Annotated in this window: 18 protein-coding genes; 17 read left to right on the top strand and 1 reads right to left on the bottom strand. The window is 42.5% G+C overall.

Annotation, left to right across the window (positions count from 1 at the left end):
* The first annotated feature begins 12 nt into the window (after nt 1-12).
* The 6 genes from K2225_RS14890 to uvrC all read left to right on the top strand — a co-directional run bounded on the left by K2225_RS14890 (nt 13) and on the right by uvrC (nt 5,652).
* A complete protein-coding gene (locus K2225_RS14890; RefSeq protein WP_220585441.1) occupies nt 13-603 on the top strand; it encodes a fatty acid metabolism transcriptional regulator FadR in 591 nt (196 codons plus the stop codon).
* Nucleotides 604-619: 16 nt separating this feature from the next.
* Nucleotides 620-1,393: an enoyl-CoA hydratase gene (locus K2225_RS14885; RefSeq protein ID WP_220585440.1), complete on the top strand. Its 774-nt coding sequence runs from the start codon at nt 620-622 to the stop codon at nt 1,391-1,393.
* Between the two features lie 18 nt (nt 1,394-1,411).
* Nucleotides 1,412-2,185 (top strand): electron transfer flavoprotein subunit beta/FixA family protein, encoded by a 774-nt coding sequence (locus tag K2225_RS14880; RefSeq protein WP_146812632.1) that lies wholly within the window; start codon nt 1,412-1,414, stop codon nt 2,183-2,185.
* A 25-nt stretch (nt 2,186-2,210) separates the two neighbouring features.
* A complete protein-coding gene (locus K2225_RS14875; RefSeq protein ID WP_220585439.1) occupies nt 2,211-3,191 on the top strand; it encodes an electron transfer flavoprotein subunit alpha/FixB family protein in 981 nt (326 codons plus the stop codon).
* 133 nt (nt 3,192-3,324) lie between these two features.
* Nucleotides 3,325-3,639, top strand: a complete 315-nt coding sequence (gene trxA / locus K2225_RS14870) for a thioredoxin (protein ID WP_146812635.1) — start codon at nt 3,325-3,327, stop codon at nt 3,637-3,639.
* Nucleotides 3,640-3,852: 213 nt separating this feature from the next.
* Nucleotides 3,853-5,652, top strand: coding sequence for an excinuclease ABC subunit UvrC (uvrC, locus tag K2225_RS14865; protein WP_220585438.1), 1,800 nt, complete (start codon nt 3,853-3,855; stop codon nt 5,650-5,652).
* Between the two features lie 24 nt (nt 5,653-5,676).
* Here uvrC and K2225_RS14860 read toward each other — a convergent pair whose 3' ends face one another.
* Nucleotides 5,677-6,111, bottom strand: coding sequence for a YslB family protein (locus K2225_RS14860; protein ID WP_246139233.1), 435 nt, complete (start codon nt 6,109-6,111; stop codon nt 5,677-5,679).
* A 291-nt stretch (nt 6,112-6,402) separates the two neighbouring features.
* On the opposite strand from K2225_RS14860, the gene K2225_RS14855 reads away from it, so the two are divergent.
* From K2225_RS14855 to K2225_RS14805, 11 genes are all read left to right on the top strand, one after another.
* On the top strand, nt 6,403-7,023 hold the full coding sequence (locus K2225_RS14855; protein WP_089652712.1) for a succinate dehydrogenase cytochrome b558 subunit: 621 nt from the start codon (nt 6,403-6,405) through the stop codon (nt 7,021-7,023).
* A 62-nt stretch (nt 7,024-7,085) separates the two neighbouring features.
* The gene (gene sdhA, locus K2225_RS14850; protein ID WP_146812639.1) at nt 7,086-8,837 is read left to right on the top strand and encodes a succinate dehydrogenase flavoprotein subunit; all 1,752 of its coding nucleotides are present in this window, start codon (nt 7,086-7,088) and stop codon (nt 8,835-8,837) included.
* Between the two features lie 14 nt (nt 8,838-8,851).
* Nucleotides 8,852-9,616, top strand: a complete 765-nt coding sequence (gene sdhB, locus K2225_RS14845; RefSeq protein WP_146812641.1) for a succinate dehydrogenase iron-sulfur subunit — start codon at nt 8,852-8,854, stop codon at nt 9,614-9,616.
* 228 nt (nt 9,617-9,844) lie between these two features.
* On the top strand, nt 9,845-12,169 hold the full coding sequence (locus tag K2225_RS14840) for a sensor histidine kinase (RefSeq protein ID WP_220585437.1): 2,325 nt from the start codon (nt 9,845-9,847) through the stop codon (nt 12,167-12,169).
* A complete protein-coding gene (locus K2225_RS14835; RefSeq protein WP_220585436.1) occupies nt 12,166-12,816 on the top strand; it encodes a response regulator transcription factor in 651 nt (216 codons plus the stop codon). The genes K2225_RS14840 and K2225_RS14835 overlap by 4 nt, the downstream gene beginning before the upstream one ends.
* A gap of 94 nt (nt 12,817-12,910) precedes the next feature.
* The gene (locus K2225_RS14830; RefSeq protein WP_008635211.1) at nt 12,911-13,135 is read left to right on the top strand and encodes a helix-turn-helix domain-containing protein; all 225 of its coding nucleotides are present in this window, start codon (nt 12,911-12,913) and stop codon (nt 13,133-13,135) included.
* Between the two features lie 202 nt (nt 13,136-13,337).
* Nucleotides 13,338-13,775, top strand: a complete 438-nt coding sequence (locus K2225_RS14825) for a MarR family winged helix-turn-helix transcriptional regulator (protein WP_220585574.1) — start codon at nt 13,338-13,340, stop codon at nt 13,773-13,775.
* 21 nt (nt 13,776-13,796) lie between these two features.
* Nucleotides 13,797-14,618 carry a glutamate racemase gene (gene racE, locus K2225_RS14820; RefSeq protein ID WP_220585435.1) on the top strand — a complete coding sequence of 274 codons (822 nt, stop codon included), beginning with the start codon at nt 13,797-13,799 and terminating at the stop codon, nt 14,616-14,618.
* 274 nt (nt 14,619-14,892) lie between these two features.
* Entirely contained in the window at nt 14,893-16,005 is a 1,113-nt protein-coding gene (locus K2225_RS14815) for a GerMN domain-containing protein (protein ID WP_220585434.1), read from the top strand.
* A 140-nt stretch (nt 16,006-16,145) separates the two neighbouring features.
* Nucleotides 16,146-16,904, top strand: coding sequence for a ribonuclease PH (rph, locus tag K2225_RS14810; protein ID WP_220585433.1), 759 nt, complete (start codon nt 16,146-16,148; stop codon nt 16,902-16,904).
* Nucleotides 16,905-17,498, top strand: a complete 594-nt coding sequence (locus K2225_RS14805; RefSeq protein ID WP_220585432.1) for an XTP/dITP diphosphatase — start codon at nt 16,905-16,907, stop codon at nt 17,496-17,498.
* Nucleotides 17,499-17,502: the final 4 nt, after the last annotated feature.

Raw genomic sequence — 17,502 nt, 5'->3', positions numbered from 1 at the left:
GGAGATATACCATTGAAGAAAAATAAACCGAAGTTCAAACAAATCATTGATGCAGCTGTCGAAGTCATTGCTGAAAATGGCTACCACTCTTCCCAGGTTTCTAAGATCGCGAAAAAAGCGGGAGTGGCAGATGGAACCATCTATCTTTATTTTAAAAACAAGGAAGATATCCTTGTATCATTGTTTCAAGAAAAAATGGGGCAGTTCATAGAAAAGATTGAGCAGGAAACAACCTCTAAGCAGTCAGCGGAACAAAAACTTTTAACTTTAATTCAAACACATTTTGAACAGCTGGCTGCCGATCACCATCTCGCAATTGTGACACAGTTGGAATTGCGCCAATCGAATAAAGAGTTGAGACAAAAAATCAACCATGTATTGAAGCGCTATTTAAACGTTATTGATCAAATTGTTGAAGAAGGTGTCGAGGAGGAGCTGTTCCGTAGTGGCCTGGATCGCCGTCTTGTACGTCAAATGATTTTTGGAACGATGGATGAGACGGTGACAAACTGGGTGATGAAGGAGCAGAAATATAACATAGAAGAACAGGCAAAAGAAGTCCATAGCTTAATTGTGAATGGATTAGCCCGTCATGATAAGTGAGAAAGGTGATGATGATTTGTCGACTTTATCTTCACAGGTAAAAGGAAATGTAGCAGAAATCACGATTCAAAGCCCACCTGCAAATGCATTGTCCAGTTCCATCCTTCAGGATCTTTCCAAGGAACTGGACCAGATTGAGAGTGATCCTTCCATAAAAGCCATTCTTCTTAAAGGGGAAGGACGCTTCTTCTCTGCAGGAGCAGATATCAAGGAGTTTACTTCTCTCCAAGGAGCAGATGATTATAAGGGCTTAGCAGCTAAGGGGCAGCAATTGTTTAGCAGAATAGAAAATTTCCACATCCCAGTAATTGCTGCTATTCATGGAGCAGCGCTAGGTGGGGGCCTTGAGCTCGCCATGTCCTGCCACATCCGCTATGTAGCGGATGATGCAAAGTTAGGATTGCCTGAATTGAATCTTGGAATTATTCCTGGCTTTGCAGGTACCCAAAGATTACCGCGACATGTAGGCACAGCGAAAGCTTATGAAATGATCCTGACAGGTGTGCCGATTAGCGGGGAAGAAGCTGCACGAGTGGGGCTGGCAAATCAAAGCTTTTCAAATGAGGAACTCTTTGAGAAAGCAGGACAACTGGCTAAAGCCATTGCCCAGAAGAGCGGGCCAACGATTCACCATGTGATGAAGTTGATTCCGTATGCTCATACCTCTCAGTTTGAAGCAGGGAACAATGCGGAAGCAGAAGCTTTTGGCGAGGTCTTTGGAAATGAAGATGCTAAAGAGGGCATCCAAGCCTTTATTGAAAAAAGAAAACCAGAATTTAAAAATCAATAGTCCAGGAGGTATATAGACATGAATATTTACGTTTTGCTGAAAAGAACGTTCGACACAGAAGAAAAAATCTCTGTAAGTAATGGAGTAATTGCTGATGACGGGGCAGAATACATCATCAACCCTTACGATGAGTATGCGGTAGAAGAAGCCATCAATCTGCGCGATGAGCACGGCGGTGAAGTGACAGTTGTAACGATTGGAGAAGAGGAAGCAGAGAAACAACTCAGGACAGCTCTTGCCATGGGAGCGGATAAAGCGGTTCTGATTAACACGGAAGATGATCTTGAAGAAGGTGACCAGTTCACCACAGTTAAGATTCTTGAAGCATTCTTTGAAGATAAAGATGTCGACATTATTCTTGGCGGAAACGTTGCCATTGATGAAGCAAGTGGTCAAGTAGGTCCTCGTCTTGCCGAACGTCTTGATATGCCATGTGTAACGACGATCACGGATATTAAAATTGATGGCACAACCGTTAACATTGAACGTGACGTCGAAGGAGATGTCGAAAAGGTCGAAACAACACTTCCTGTACTGGTTACATGTCAACAAGGTTTGAATGAACCAAGGTACCCTTCTTTGCCAGGGATCATGAAAGCGAAGAAAAAACCACTCGATGAACTGGAAATTGATGACCTTGATCTTGATGAAGATGACGTCGAGCCAAAAACGAAAACGACTGAAATTTTCCTTCCACCTGAAAAAGAAGCTGGAAAAGTGCTCGAAGGAGAAGTCGATGATCAAGTGAAAGAACTTGTATCTTTATTAAAAACAGAAGCGAAAGTACTTTAAATAGACAAGGGAAAGGAGAATCTTTATGAGTAAAAAAGTTTTGGTGATTGGGGAAGCTAGAGAAGGATCCCTTCGTAATGTTACATTTGAAGCCATTGCAGCAGCGAATATCGTCAGTGATGGGGGAGAAGTTGTTGGAGTCCTTTGTGGAGATGGTGATTTAAGTGAAATGGGTCAGGAGATGGTTTACTACGGGGCGTCCAGAGTCATCACTGTTTCAAACCCAGATTTGAAAACGTATACATCTGACGGTTATGGTCAGGCTGTATATCAGGTTATCCAAGATGAATCACCTGAAGGGATCATCATGGGTCATACTGCAATTGGTAAGGATTTGACTCCGAAACTTGCAAGTAAACTTGAGTCTGGATTAATTTCAGACGCTACTGAAGTAATCGCAGAAGGTGGAGACGTTGTTTTCACACGTCCGATCTACTCAGGGAAAGCATTCGAGAAGAAAATGGTTACAGAAGGACTCGTGTTTGCGACCATTCGTCCAAATAACATCCCCGCTCTTACTAGAGATGATTCTTTAGCAGGAAGTATATCCGAAAAAGAAGTGGAAATCTCGAATATCCGTACAATTATTAAAGATGTCCTCCGCAAGTCTTCGGATGGTGTCGATCTTTCTGAAGCGAAAGTCATCATCGCAGGCGGTCGTGGCGTGAAGAGTGCGGAAGGTTTTGAACCACTGGAGAAACTCGCTGAGGTCCTTGGCGGTACAGTCGGTGCCTCCCGTGGTGCTTGCGATGCGGGTTATTGTGACTATTCTTTACAGATCGGTCAGACAGGGAAGGTTGTTACGCCGGACTTGTATATTGCATGTGGTATATCCGGAGCCATTCAACACTTAGCTGGAATGTCAAACTCTAAAGTCATAGTCGCGATTAACAAGGACCCGGAAGCCAATATATTTAATGTAGCGGATTATGGAATAGTTGGCGATCTGTTCGATGTTGTTCCTAAACTAATTGAAGAAATCAAAGAAATGAAAGTAAACGCCTAACTTCAAAGCCGAAGCCAAATATTTGGCTTCGGCTTTATTCCATGTTTAAATAAGGTATAAACAAATTGTTAGTCACTAAAAATAGATAGTGATATACTCTTAACAGACTATTAGGTCGAGGAGGAATTATAGAATGTCAATTGTAAAAGCAACTGATCAAAACTTTACAGAAGAAACAAATCAAGGTCTTGTCCTAGCTGACTTTTGGGCACCATGGTGCGGACCTTGTAAAATGATCGCACCCGTATTAGAGGAATTGGATGCGGAAATGAGCGATCAAGTCAAAATCGTCAAGCTTGATGTTGACGAAAACCAAGAAACAGCAGGTAAATTCGGTGTCATGAGTATCCCGACACTCCTTCTGTTCAAAGATGGTCAAGTGGTTGATCAAGTTATCGGCTTCCAACCAAAAGAAGCCCTAGCTGAACTGATTCAAAAACATTCCTAATGAATGAAGTTACCATGAAAGCCGCGTTGCCAAGCAGCGCGGCTTTCATCATCTTTTTAGGATATTCCCAGGTTCAAGATCTTAAGCAGCTTTTTGCGTGATTGTCATGACTCGAGACGCTGCTTAAGTTGGTCCAGACGATTGAACCTGCATACTTGTTCCATAGTTGTGGTATTTCCAATATATAATCTACAAGTCATGGAGTGAACTTATATGAACTCAACAATTAAAGAGAAGCTGGCTGTACTACCGGACCAGCCTGGTTGTTATTTGATGAAGGATAAAAATGATACAGTCATTTACGTAGGAAAGTCTAAAGTTTTAAAAAACCGAGTCCGCTCCTATTTCACTGGTGCACATGATGGGAAAACACAGCGACTTGTCCGTGAAATCATCAACTTTGAATATATTGTGACCACTTCAGAGATTGAAGCTTTAATATTAGAAATGAACTTGATAAAAAAATACGATCCAAAATACAATGTTTTATTAAAAGATGACAAAACCTATCCATATTTGAAGGTCACATCAGAGAGACATCCCAGGCTGATCGTCACTAGAAATGTGAAGAAAGATAAAGGGAAGTATTTCGGCCCCTATCCAAACGTCATTGCTGCAAGGGAAACAAAAAAGCTTCTAGATCGATTGTACCCATTAAGAAAATGTAATACCATGCCCGACCGTGTCTGTCTTTATTACCACATGCACCAGTGCCTTGGACCATGTGAGTATAAGGTCTCTAAAAAAACGAATGAAGAAATTGTGCAAAATATAACGTCCTTTCTGAACGGTGGTCATGCAGATATTAAGAAAGATTTAAAAAAGAGGATGCTCGAAGCTTCAGAAGAGCTTGACTTTGAACGTGCAAAAGAATTAAGGGACCAAATTGAGCACATCGAGTCTGTCATGGAACAGCAGAAGATGACCATGAATGATCAAGTTGACCGGGATATTTTCGGTTATTCCTATGATAAAGGATGGATGTGTGTCCAAGTCTTTTTCGTCCGCCAAGGGAAACTCATCGAACGGGATGTCACGCTGTTTCCATTTTTCGATGATCCAGACGAAACGTTCATCAGCTATATCGGACGCTTCTACTTGCATCAAAACCATCCATACCCTAAGCAGGTCCTCGTCCCGGTGGCAACGGATGTGAATGTTCTAGAAGGAGCATTGGATACGAAAGTTCACATTCCTATGCGTGGTCGGAAAAAAGAGTTGGTTGAGCTTGCCATGAAGAACGCAAAGATATCCTTAGAGGAAAAATTTGCTTTAATCGAACGAGATGAAGAGCGGACCATTAAAGCAGTGGAAGCACTTGGGGATCATCTTCACATTGAGACACCTCATCGGATCGAAGCTTTTGATAACTCTAATATACAAGGGGCGGATCCTGTTTCAGCTATGGTTGTTTTCATTGATGGAAAACCTCAGAAAAAAGAGTACAGGAAGTATAAAATCAGGGATGTAGAAGGACCTGATGATTATGAAACCATGAGAGAAGTAATTCGAAGAAGGTATAAGCGGGTGTTAAAAGAAAATCTTCCCCTCCCTGATTTAATCGTGGTCGATGGTGGGAAAGGCCAGATGACGGCCGCTCTTGATGTGCTTGAGAATGAACTCGGGGTTGACGTTCCTCTATGCGGATTAGCGAAAGACGATAAACACAAAACCAGTGAATTATTATATGGAGATCCTCCGAGTCCTATTGATCTTGATCGTCAGTCCCAAGAATTTTATCTGGTCCAGAGAATACAGGATGAGGTACACAGATTCGCTATTTCTTTTCACCGGCAACTTCGGGGCAAAGGTGCCATTCAATCCGAATTGGATCGTATTCCAGGTGTCGGTCAAAAGCGTAGGCGGTTGTTGTTGAGACACTTTAAGTCTGTTGCGGAAATTAAAAATGCATCCATTGAGGATATTACAAAATTAGGCGTTCCTGAGCCTGTAGCTAACACGATTCTTATCCATTTGAATCAGGACAACGTAGAAGAACCAGCTGAAGAATAACAGCTGGTTCTTTGCTATCTTTATTTATCCTTTTAGTGCTTTAATCTCAACAAAGTTTTCTTTGTGGTTTTTCTCTTCAAAACATTCATATGTATGATCACTCATCTGGCAGATAATCTCTGCCATAAACCCACATTCCATGCGAAAATCGACTTCAAACATCTTTTGATTCAGCCTCTTCTCTATCATATGGCCGCTCAATTTAAAAACCATTTCTTTTCTTTTTTCTTTGACTAAAACAAGCTCTCCCCAGCCCATGTACTGGAAAAACTCATAGAGTTCATCCATGGTGCTGATCTCTGTCTGTCTAGCCATGTTTTTCCCCATATAATAAAGGAGGTAGGGGGCATCTTTCCCTAAGAAGTCCGGAAGGGTGTAATAACGCATCAGATCAAAGCCTGCGCCTGTCCCTACAAGCGATGAAATGTTGCCAGTTGTTAGCTTCGTAGATTCTTTCAAAACGCTCAGTCCTTTCTCTCCTTATTATCACTCGAAACGAGGTTCGGTGCAATAAAAATTGTCCCTTTTTATCGAAAGGAAATAAATGTGTATTTTCGAGCAAATTATGAACGTGCTTTCTTGACGCTCATACGGGATAGAAGTACAATAAACATGTCACAAATTGTACATTGGTCAGACAAGTAAGAAGGGAAGAGGGGCTTTTCCTATTATTTTTAACGCTAAATTAAAGCGCTTAACTGTCTGAAAAATGTTCATATTCAAACTGTTATCATCTTGAGGGGGGTAAATATGGCGGGAACACGCGGATACGTTAATCGAAGACTGCATTCACTTTTGGGAGTCGTCCCGATCGGGATCTTTTTGATCCAACACTTGACTGTGAACTATTTTGCAACACGTGGACCAGAAGCATTTAACGCTGCAGCTCATTTTATGGAGAGCTTGCCATATCGTTATGTACTGGAGACTTTTATCATCTTTTTGCCACTGTTGTTCCACTCTATTTATGGAGTGTATATTGCTTTCACAGCGAAAAGTAATTTATCTAACTTCGGTTATTTCAGGAACTGGATGTTCATCTTCCAACGGATCACTGGAATCATCACACTCATATTCATTGCATGGCATGTATGGGAAACGAGAATTGCTATTGGTTTCGGTTGGGCAGAATTGAACTATTCGTTGATGGAAGGCATCCTTACAGAACCTTTCTTCTTTTGGTTCTACATAGTAGGGGTCATTTCAACGACTTTCCACTTCTCTAATGGTCTTTGGTCGTTCTTTGTCAGCTGGGGAATTACAGTATCACCTCGCTCACAGAAGATTATGACCTATGCAAGCATCATCATTTTCCTTGCGATTTCTTATGTTGGTGTTCGTACACTGATTCAATTCGCATATGGCATATAGTCAATGAAAATTTCAATCACAAAACGGTAGATTTTTAGTATTCAAGGGAGTGAGCTTCAATCATGACAAACCGTAATATTGTTGTTGTCGGTGGTGGTTTAGCCGGCCTAATGGCAACAATTAAAGCAGCAGAACAAGGGGTTCACGTGGACTTGCTTTCCATTGTTCCTGTTAAGCGTTCTCACTCTGTATGTGCCCAAGGCGGAATCAACGGGGCAGTTAATACGAAAGGGGAAGGCGATTCCCCATGGGAACACTTTGACGATACAGTTTATGGAGGCGACTTCTTAGCGAACCAGCCTCCAGTAAAAGCGATGTGTGATGCAGCACCAGGAATTATTCACTTGCTTGATCGTATGGGCGTTATGTTCAACCGTACTCCGGAGGGATTGCTTGATTTCCGTCGTTTTGGCGGAACACAGCACCACCGTACAGCATTTGCTGGAGCAACGACTGGACAACAGCTTCTTTACGCTTTGGATGAACAAGTGCGTCGCCACGAAGTCAATGGGCTAGTAACGAAATATGAAAATTGGGAATTCCTATCCGCAATCGTCGATGACAATGGTGTAGGCCGAGGTATTATTGGTCAGAACCTTAGTGACCACGAAATTAAGGCCTTCCCAGCAGATGCAGTTATTATGGCAACTGGCGGACCTGGAATCATTTTCGGTAAGTCGACAAACTCTGTCATCAATACAGGATCTGCAGCAGGTGCCCTTTATCAACAAGGCGTAGACTATGCTAATGGGGAATTCATTCAAATTCACCCGACAGCCATTCCTGGGGATGACAAACTGCGCCTTATGAGTGAATCCGCTCGTGGTGAAGGTGGACGCGTATGGACATATAAAGATGGGGAGCCTTGGTACTTCTTAGAAGAGAAATATCCGGCTTATGGAAACCTCGTTCCACGTGACATTGCGACACGGGAAATCTTTGATGTTTGTGTCAATCAAAAGCTTGGAATCAATGGTGAAAACATGGTGTATCTTGACCTTTCCCATAAAGATCCGAAGGAATTGGACGTTAAGCTTGGCGGAATCATTGAAATCTATGAAAAATTCGTAGGCGATGATCCGCGTAAAGTACCGATGAAGATTTTCCCTGCCGTGCACTACTCTATGGGTGGCATGTGGGTCGATTATGACCAAATGACCAATATTCCAGGTATTTTTGCTGCCGGAGAATGTGATTATACTCAACACGGCGGGAACAGACTCGGGGCAAACTCACTTCTATCCTCCATCTTTGGTGGAATGGTAGCTGGACCGAATGCAGTTAAATATATTGATGGACTAGAAACACTGGCGGATGATATGACATCCAAGCTGTTTGAAGAGAAAGTAAAAGAAGAACAGGATAAATTTGAGGAAATTATGAACATGGATGGCGACGAGAATGCTTACCAAATTCATAAAGAGCTTGGGGAATGGATGACTGACAACGTAACAGTTGTTAGGGAAAACGAAAAGCTTCTCAAAACCGATGAAAAAATCGTGGAATTGATGGATCGATACAAACGTATCAACATCAATGACACTTCTCGCTGGAGCAACCAGGGAGCGATGTTCACTCGTCAACTTTGGAACATGCTTCAATTGGCTCGTGTTATTACTCAAGGTGCTTACAATCGTAATGAAAGCCGCGGTGCGCACTATAAACCTGAGTTTCCTGAACGTAATGACGAAGAGTGGCTGAAGACAACGGTTGCTAGCTTTGATAAGGAAAACAATAAGCCGGTATTCCGTTATGACGAAGTCGATACATCCTTAATCGAGCCTCGTAAACGTGATTACTCGAAAAGTAAATAAAGGAGGTAACGATCATGAGCGAAAATAAAACGATCACGATGATCATCACTCGTCAGGACCACCCTGATGAACCATCTTATGAAGAGAAATTCGAGATTCCTTATCGTGAAAATATGAACGTCATCTCTGCGCTTATGGAAATTCGCCGTAACCCTGTCAATGCAGATGGGGAACCGACGACTCCTGTTTATTGGGATATGGGTTGCTTGGAGGAGGTATGTGGTGCGTGTTCTATGGTGATCAACGGAACACCGCGTCAATCCTGTACAGCACTTGTTGACCAACTTGAACAGCCGATCCGCTTGGCTCCTATGACGACATTCCCAGTCAACCGTGATCTCGCTGTTGACCGAAGCCGGATGTTCGATTCATTGAAGAAAGTGAAAGCCTGGATTCCAATTGATGGAACCTACGATCTTGGTCCAGGACCCAAAATGCCAGAAAGTAAGCGTCAGTGGGCTTATGAGCTATCCAAATGTATGACATGTGGAGTATGCTTGGAAGCTTGCCCGAACGTCAATAGTAAGTCTGACTTCATCGGACCTGCTCCATTGTCTCAAGTTCGTTTATTCAACTCCCACCCTACAGGGGAAATGAATAAGAGCGAGCGTTTACAGACAATCATGGATGAAGAAGGACTTATGGGCTGCGGGAACGCACAAAACTGTGTTCAAGCGTGTCCAAAAGGAATTCCATTAACAACTTCCATCGCTGCACTTAACCGTGACACAGCTATTGAATCTTTCAAAAGCTTCTTCGGAAGCGATCAACGCGTATAATCTTACTATTAAAAGAAGTCTCCATTTTATATGGGGGCTTCTTTTTTCTACCATATATATCTATCTCCTCCACAAAAGGTCCCTATTCTGGAAGAATCAGTTTCGAGATGTTTGAGTGAGTTGGGGATCAGGGAAACAGTTCGGTTACCGTGAAAAGACTATGGGTTGTAGGCTGAAAGTTCCGTAGTATAATAGACTTGGTTGAATAATGTTCGAAGGTGGATTTATATGCTTAATTTCAAATGGTCTCAGTGGCTGGTCCTGTCTTTTTTTATCCTATCCGGCTGTTACATGATCGTATTATCCGTCACACAGCCATACCTTGGAATCGACGTGAACGAAAGACAAGGAGAGTGGGTGGTGACCTCTGTTCATAGTGGAAGTTGGGGAGACCGTCATGGAGTTCCTCTCGGGGGGGAAGTCCTTACAATAAATGGCGCATCCCCAGAAGAACATCGTTCTGTTTCAATGTTTGATGAACTAGAGGGAGCGAACTCCTTTTCGATACAACACAACGGAGAAGAAATTCTCTTCAATGACATTGAAAATTCAAGTCCCATTCATTGGTTATTGTATATTGTCCTCCCTGCTCTTTACTTTTTAGTCATTTTGGGTATATCCTATTTGGTCTATAAACGGGTGCCGAAAAGGTATTCGGCGGGACAGTTAATTTTGTTCTTTCTTGCTATTGCAACTGGTTACTTAAGTAACAGCGGGGCTGTAAGAGATGATTTGTACGGGTTGTTTTTGAACACTGGGTTGTTCTTGTTTGCGCCTGTCATTTTAATCCATTTCTTATATAATTATTTTCAGGAGTTGGACATTTATTGGTTTTCTAAGAAAATGGTGTACTTGTTATACCTTACTGTAGGGCTTGTATCTTTATTAGAAGGCTACTTCCTTCTCACTGAATCTTATCCAGCATTTTTTGAGCCTGTTCCAGGCCAGTTGCTTTTAGTGTTGTATATTATTTCTTTTTATATCATTTACCGAGGATTGTATATTCACAAAGGTGCAGCGGTAGGACCTATTTTCAAATATATGGCTGTAGGAATGACGATTGCTTTCTTTCCTTACATTTTCCTTTATTTAATCCCTGGACTTGCTTTCGGGGTGAAAGTGATTTCTCTTGAAGTTGGAGCTATGTTCCTCATCGCTTTACCAATCACCTTCCTGTATTTGGTGACGAGAGAAAGATTAATTGATATTGATTTTGTCATGACACGTGTACGGTATTATATGATCCTCTCGGTCCTTCCAAGTATAGCGCTGATGTTTACAATTGGTTGGCTGGTTGAAGAAGATCTATACGTTGTCAGTTACATTCAAATGTTCCTATTGTTTCAATCTTCTTTAGTTATATTTCTATCAGCAAAAGAAGTGCTCGATTTCAAACTTCAGCGTTATTTATTTTCCGCTCGCTATGGTTATCAGGAGAGCATGCACCGTATGGCGCAGGACATGAAGGACCAATCCAACGCGGTCGATTTGATGAAAGTCATGCGTGACGAAGTGAAAAATGTGCTGAATGTTCGAGATATTTACATTTATTCCAAGCATAATAAACGAAATATGTACTGTGTCTATGATCAGATTCCAGGGGACATCATTGACCATTTTGATGAGCATTTGAACAACCACCATTATGATATTGGTTCGGTGATTGAAACGGAGAAGGGGTTTGGGGTCATTGTTGGCTACTCATTAGAAAAGCTGACTATGATGTGGTGTAAAGGCAAAAAAGATTACACAAACTTGAACCGGGATGAGAAGACGTATTTGCAAACCATCTCCCATAATGCCAATATTGCCATTCAAAATATGAACACGATTGAAGATCTTTTAAAAGAACTTCGCAAATTGAGAAGTGACCAGACTCAGAAGTATCCGACCTGGCTTTCCAGGTTACTGTTCACGATCGCTGAAAATCAACGAAAACAGCTTTCCATTGATTTACATGATACGGTGCTTCAAGAGCAACTGTACCTTTACAGAAAGATGGATGATTTGATCAGGCAAAGAAATGATTTAACTCCAAGTTTACATGCAGAATTGATGGTTTATAAAGAGTCTCTCCTTGATAGTATTCATTTGATACGCGAGACATGTAACGAGCTGCGTCCGGCATTCATTGAGGAGATGGGACTTGTTCAATCTTTAAAAAACTTGATTCATCAATATCAGCTCCGCTCAAACTTTACCGTCTATTTTACGGATGAACGTTTTGACGCAGCACTAGATCAAGAGCGGATACTAGCTATTTTCCGAGTTGTTCAAGAGCTTTTGACAAATGCCATGAAACACTCGGATGCAAAGATTGTTAAACTCTCATTATCCAGCCAGGGGAATCAAGTGATGCTTTTGTATTCCGATAACGGCAGAGGCATGGACTATTCGGTTCAACGTGATTTGTTCTCACACATTGGGTTATCAGGTATTGAACAACGGGTCAATGGTCTGAATGGACATCTGGAAATAGAGACAGCACCAGGCGAAGGGTTTAAGACGATGATTACTTTCCCAATCGAAATAAAAAGGGAGGTCCAAGTATGATGAATGTGTTAATCGTCGATGATCATCCTGCTGTAGGGGCAGGTACGAAGTCGATGCTCGAGCAAGAAGGGGACATGAAAGTAGATGTCACCCATGAAAATCAAAAGGTAGAACCCCTTCTAAAAGAAAAAGACTATGATATTGTTTTATTGGATTTATACATGCCGGGGATAAACGGAATTGAGCTGGCGAAGAAAATTCGTAAGTCCTATCCTGATCTTAAGCTCCTTATTTATACAGGGTTTGATTTGAACACCCATTTTAATATGTTAGTGGAAGCAGATATTAATGGTTTTGTCAGTAAGACGGCAACTAGTGAGCAACTGGTAACCGCGATTCGTTGTGCATGCAGAGATGAGGTAGTTATTCCTATCCATTTGTTTAAACAGTTACGAAGATCAGAGGCTAGTGTAAGTACTCCTTCAAACGCAGAAGAAGGCAATGGATTTTCATTAAATGAAAAAGAACAGTCCATTTTACAGGAAGTAGCCTCTGGTTATACCAACAGAGAAATCGCACAAACCCTTCACATGTCGCAGCGAAGTGTGGAATACACCTTGACTGGGATTTTTAATAAACTAAATGTAAGATCGCGTACGGAGGCGCTCTTTAAAGCACAAGAACTCGGGCTTGTGTCTAAATCGTGAAAGCGTAGCACAGGGCGACCCTCCTGTTCATACGATACAGAGACTAAATAATTCCCCTCATATAAGCTCAGGGACAACAAGGAGGGGTACGCTTGTGAAGGAGGACGGCTATCGGCCAACACAAATTCTTACCAAGCGGGAGCGAGAAGTTTTCGAGCTTCTAGTACAGGATAAGACGACACGTGAGATCGCAAAAGAGCTCTTCATTTCAGAGAAAACTGTGCGGAATCACATCTCGAACGCAATGCAAAAGCTAGGGGTGAAAGGGCGCTCCCAGGCAGTGGTAGAACTTCTGCGTATGGGAGAACTGGAATTGTGATCTCCATAGAACAGCAAACCATTGCTTTTGAGATGGAGAGGGTCCTTTCAGGTAGGGTCGCGTAAAACGCAGCCATACCTGAAAGGGTTTTTCTTATAAAGAGAAGTTAGACCTTGAATTTTTGTGCTCAAACCATGAGAATGGAATTTATAAAGTATTTTCGTGAGGAGTGCTGAATGTGACAAAATCACAACAGACGTCCATGATGGCTGATGTAGAAAAAGAGTTGAGATACATAGCCGGAATTATTAAACAAAGAGGACGAGTTATCTTAAACCATTATCCAATTACAGCTCCACAATTCGTTGCTCTCCAGTGGCTTTTAGAAAAGGGAGACATGACAATTGGAGAGCTCTCCAATTATATTCACCTTGCTTGCAGCACGACAACAGACCTTGTGGACCGTATGGAAAAGAATGAGCTTGTAGAGAGAGTTCGTGATCCTAAAGACCGCCGTGTTGTCCGTATTCATGTATTGGAAAAAGGAGAGAAAATCATCCATGAGGTGATTGAGAAACGCCAGAATTACCTCGAAGAAGTTTTGAAGGACGTACCGGAAGAGGATGTAGAAACACTCAACCGCTTACTCCACGTTCTCCATGAAAGCATGAAAGAGACAGACAAAGAAGCAGACAACTAAGATATAAAAGAGGGATGCGAAGTGAAACAACCGATAGGAGTTATAGACTCAGGCGTGGGTGGTTTAACGGTAGCAAGAGAATTGATGCGTCAATTACCTAAAGAGACTTTTCTTTATCTAGGTGACACAAAAAGATGTCCATATGGTCCTCGTTCTGAGGAGGAAGTCCGGGCTTTCACTTGGCAAATGGTCAATTTCTTATTAGAGAAAAAAATAAAGATGTTGGTAATCGCCTGTAATACAGCCACGGCTTTTACGCTAACAGAACTTCAGGAAACGCTGGATATCCCTGTAATTGGCGTCATTGAACCGGGAGCCCGTGCAGCCATTAAATTCAGTCGTAATAAACGAATTGGTGTAATCGGTACGGAAGGAACAATCGAAAGCAAAGCGTATCCAAATGCACTTGTTGCCATTGACCAAAACATACGAGTCAATGGTCTTGCATGCCCTCCTTTTGTGCCGATGGTAGAAGATGGAATTCTCTCTGGTCCGAAAGCAGAAGGGATCGTTTCCAATACGCTACATCCTCTGAAAGAGATGAATCATATCGACACCCTTATTTTAGGTTGTACCCATTATCCTTTGATTAAGGACCTCGTGCAAAAAGAGATGGGAGATCATATACAAGTGATTAGTTCAGGAGATGAGACAGCAAGGGAAGCCAGCCTGATCCTTGCATACCATAAGCTTTTAGAGAAAGGGAACGAGTCTCCTGTTCATGAATTTTATACAACGGGTAATATTGAAAAGTTCCGTTTAGTAGCAAACAGTTGGTTTGAAGAACCCGTTCAAATCCTTAAATCTGTGCAAATTGAACATGTGCCAAGCTCTGCTTACTAAGCAGAGCTTTTTTGTTGAAAGTCATGTGAAGTATTGATCACAAACCCTGGCACCTCAAAGAAGTTTTTTGATGCCTGTCCCTGTATAGGGGCCTCCAGGGTGCCGGGCACCGTCATAATAGTGTCTAGTGTCAGGCACGTATATAAAGTATAAGTCAGCAAGCCGGTATACACTTTTTCAATAAACATCTCAATCTCATACATAAAATTCTCTGGTCTAATCCTTCAAGGGGCTCGTATATATGGTAGTACAATCTATCTCAGGAGGGAAAACTATGAAGAATTACGGCTACAAACCCTTTATACTCGCGGTTTTATTACTGTTGAGTACAGGGTTACTTTCAGGCTGCCTTTTTGAAGGAGAGCAATCATTAGAGAAAATGGATACACCTGAAGAGGCGGTTACAACAACGCCAGATCCGAGTAGTGATGAACCTCAACCTGAAGGAGAAGGTGAAAATACAGAAGGGGAAGATGGAGAAGGAGCAGAAGGAACAGAAGGTGATGCTTCTTCAGCCACAGTCGCTCGTGAGGTGTATTTAATGGACGCGAACGGCATGGTTGCACCACAAACACTAGAATTGCCGGCCTCAGAAGAGGTTGCTACACAGGCACTTGAGTATATGGTGAAAGATGGACCTGTGACGAATTTACTGCCGAATGGTTTTGAAGCGGTTCTTCCTGCTGGAACAGAGATTCTTGGAGTGAATGCCAAAGAGGATGGAACGCTTGTGGTGGATGTATCAGAAGAATTTAAAAACTATGCGGCTGAAGATGAAGAGAAGATTTTACAAGCTATGACCTATACACTGACTCAGTTCGAAAATGTGAAACGAATTAAGCTTTGGATCAACGGTCACGAACAGCAAGTGATGCCTGTCGATGGGACTCCAATTTCAAAAGGGGTCTCCCGGGCTGACGGGATCAACCATAGTGTAGGGAACAACACTGATATTATAAACAGTGAAGCGGTCACGGTTTACTTCCCTGCTCAAAATGGAGAACAAGTTTATCAAGTCCCTGTAACCACTCGGGTAGCAAAGGGAAGTGACGAATATACCGCAATGGTTCAGGCGTTACTCGAAGGCCCTGAACTCGGGAGTGCACTGATGAACCCATTCAATGAAGGGGCACAATTGGTCAAATCCAAGCTTGAAAACGGGGTTCTGACGGTGTCCTTCAATGAGAACATCCTGACGAGTGTGGACGAGCAACCCTCTTTATCTGATGCGGCGTTAGCGAGCCTTGTCATGAGTCTTACTGATCAAGCGGACGTTGAGTCCGTTGAGGTTCATGTCGATGGAACAGAACAAGTGTTCAATGAGGCGGGAGAGCCTCTGGCTGAGCCTGTTTCAAGACAGGATATTAATGGCGCAGAAGCCATGTAGTGATAAAATATAATCATGATGCGCTTCAAAAGTGAAAAGCTTTTGAAGCGCTTTTCCATTTGAGCTTTAACTACCTCACGCATGTAATTTGTGTTAAGATGGGCAAGGATAATGGTGTAGGTAAAAGGAGGTCGTTACTGATGAGAAATGATCATCGGGAAGTCAACGAACTAAGAAAAGTAACAATCGAAACGGATTATGTGAAGCATCCAGAAGGGTCCGTACTGATCAGCTTTGGAGATACGAAAGTAATTTGTAATGCCAGCGTAGAGGATCGTGTACCTCCTTTTTTACGTGGACAGGGAAAAGGTTGGATTACAGCTGAATATGCAATGCTGCCTCGTGCAACTGAACAAAGAAATATCCGTGAGTCTTCCAAAGGGAAAGTTTCCGGCCGTACGATGGAAATCCAACGTTTAATTGGCCGTTCCCTCCGTGCCGTTGTAGATTTAGATAAAATAGGCGAGCGTACCATCTGGGTTGATTGTGATGTCATCCAGGCTGATGGAGGAACACGTACAGCTTCCATTACTGGTGCCTTTGTTGCCGTGGTTATTGCCCTAGGTAAATTAGTGGATAAAAAGGCGATCAAAGAACTGCCGATTACAGATTTCTTGACAGCTATTTCTGTAGGTGTATTACCTGACGGCAACGAGATCCTTGATCTTTGTTATGAAGAAGACAGTAAGGCACAGGTGGATATGAACGTCATTATGACGGGTAAAGGTGAATTTGTTGAGTTGCAGGGGACTGGAGAAGAAGCAACATTCTCTATGCAGCAACTGAATAAGATGTTGTCTCTTGCAGAGGAAGGCGTTGCAGACCTAATCAAACTCCAGGAAGAAGCCATCGGAGAATGGTCAGACGTCATCCGTACAAAAGCGGAGGCAGCTAAGTAAATGAAGGAACTGATAGTAGCGACGAAGAACCCGGGTAAAGTGGATGAGTTCCGTCAGATGTTTTCAAAGTACAATATTTCTGTGAAATCCTTGCTGGATATTGATCGTTCCATAGATATAGAAGAAACAGGATCAACATTTGAAGAAAATGCGGTCATTAAAGCGGAAGCGATGGCAGAGCATTTTGGGGTCCCTGTCGTGGCTGACGATTCAGGATTAGAAGTCGACGCGTTGAACGGAGAACCAGGGGTTTATTCTGCCCGCTATGCAGGAATAGAGAAAGATGACGGGAAGAATACAGAAAAACTTTTAAAAGAGCTACATGAAGTACCTGAAGAAAAACGTTCAGCCCGGTTTGTGTGTGCCGTAGCGGTCGCTCGGCCAGGCGAACACACTTTTGTCAGAAGAGGGACATGTGAAGGGACGATTGCGGGGGAACCTCAAGGCACGAATGGTTTCGGTTATGATCCTGTCTTTATACCGGAAGGATCATCCCGCACGATGGCAGAACATTCCTCTGAAGAGAAGAACGCAATCAGCCACCGACACCACGCCATTCAACAAATTGAAGAGTGGTTGAAAACTCAAAGCTAATTGA

Source organism: Halobacillus sp. Nhm2S1 (genome assembly GCF_019599545.1).
In the GTDB taxonomy this organism is placed as follows: Bacteria; Bacillota; Bacilli; order Bacillales; family Halobacillaceae; genus Halobacillus.
This window is presented reverse-complemented; position numbering and strand designations above follow the sequence as displayed.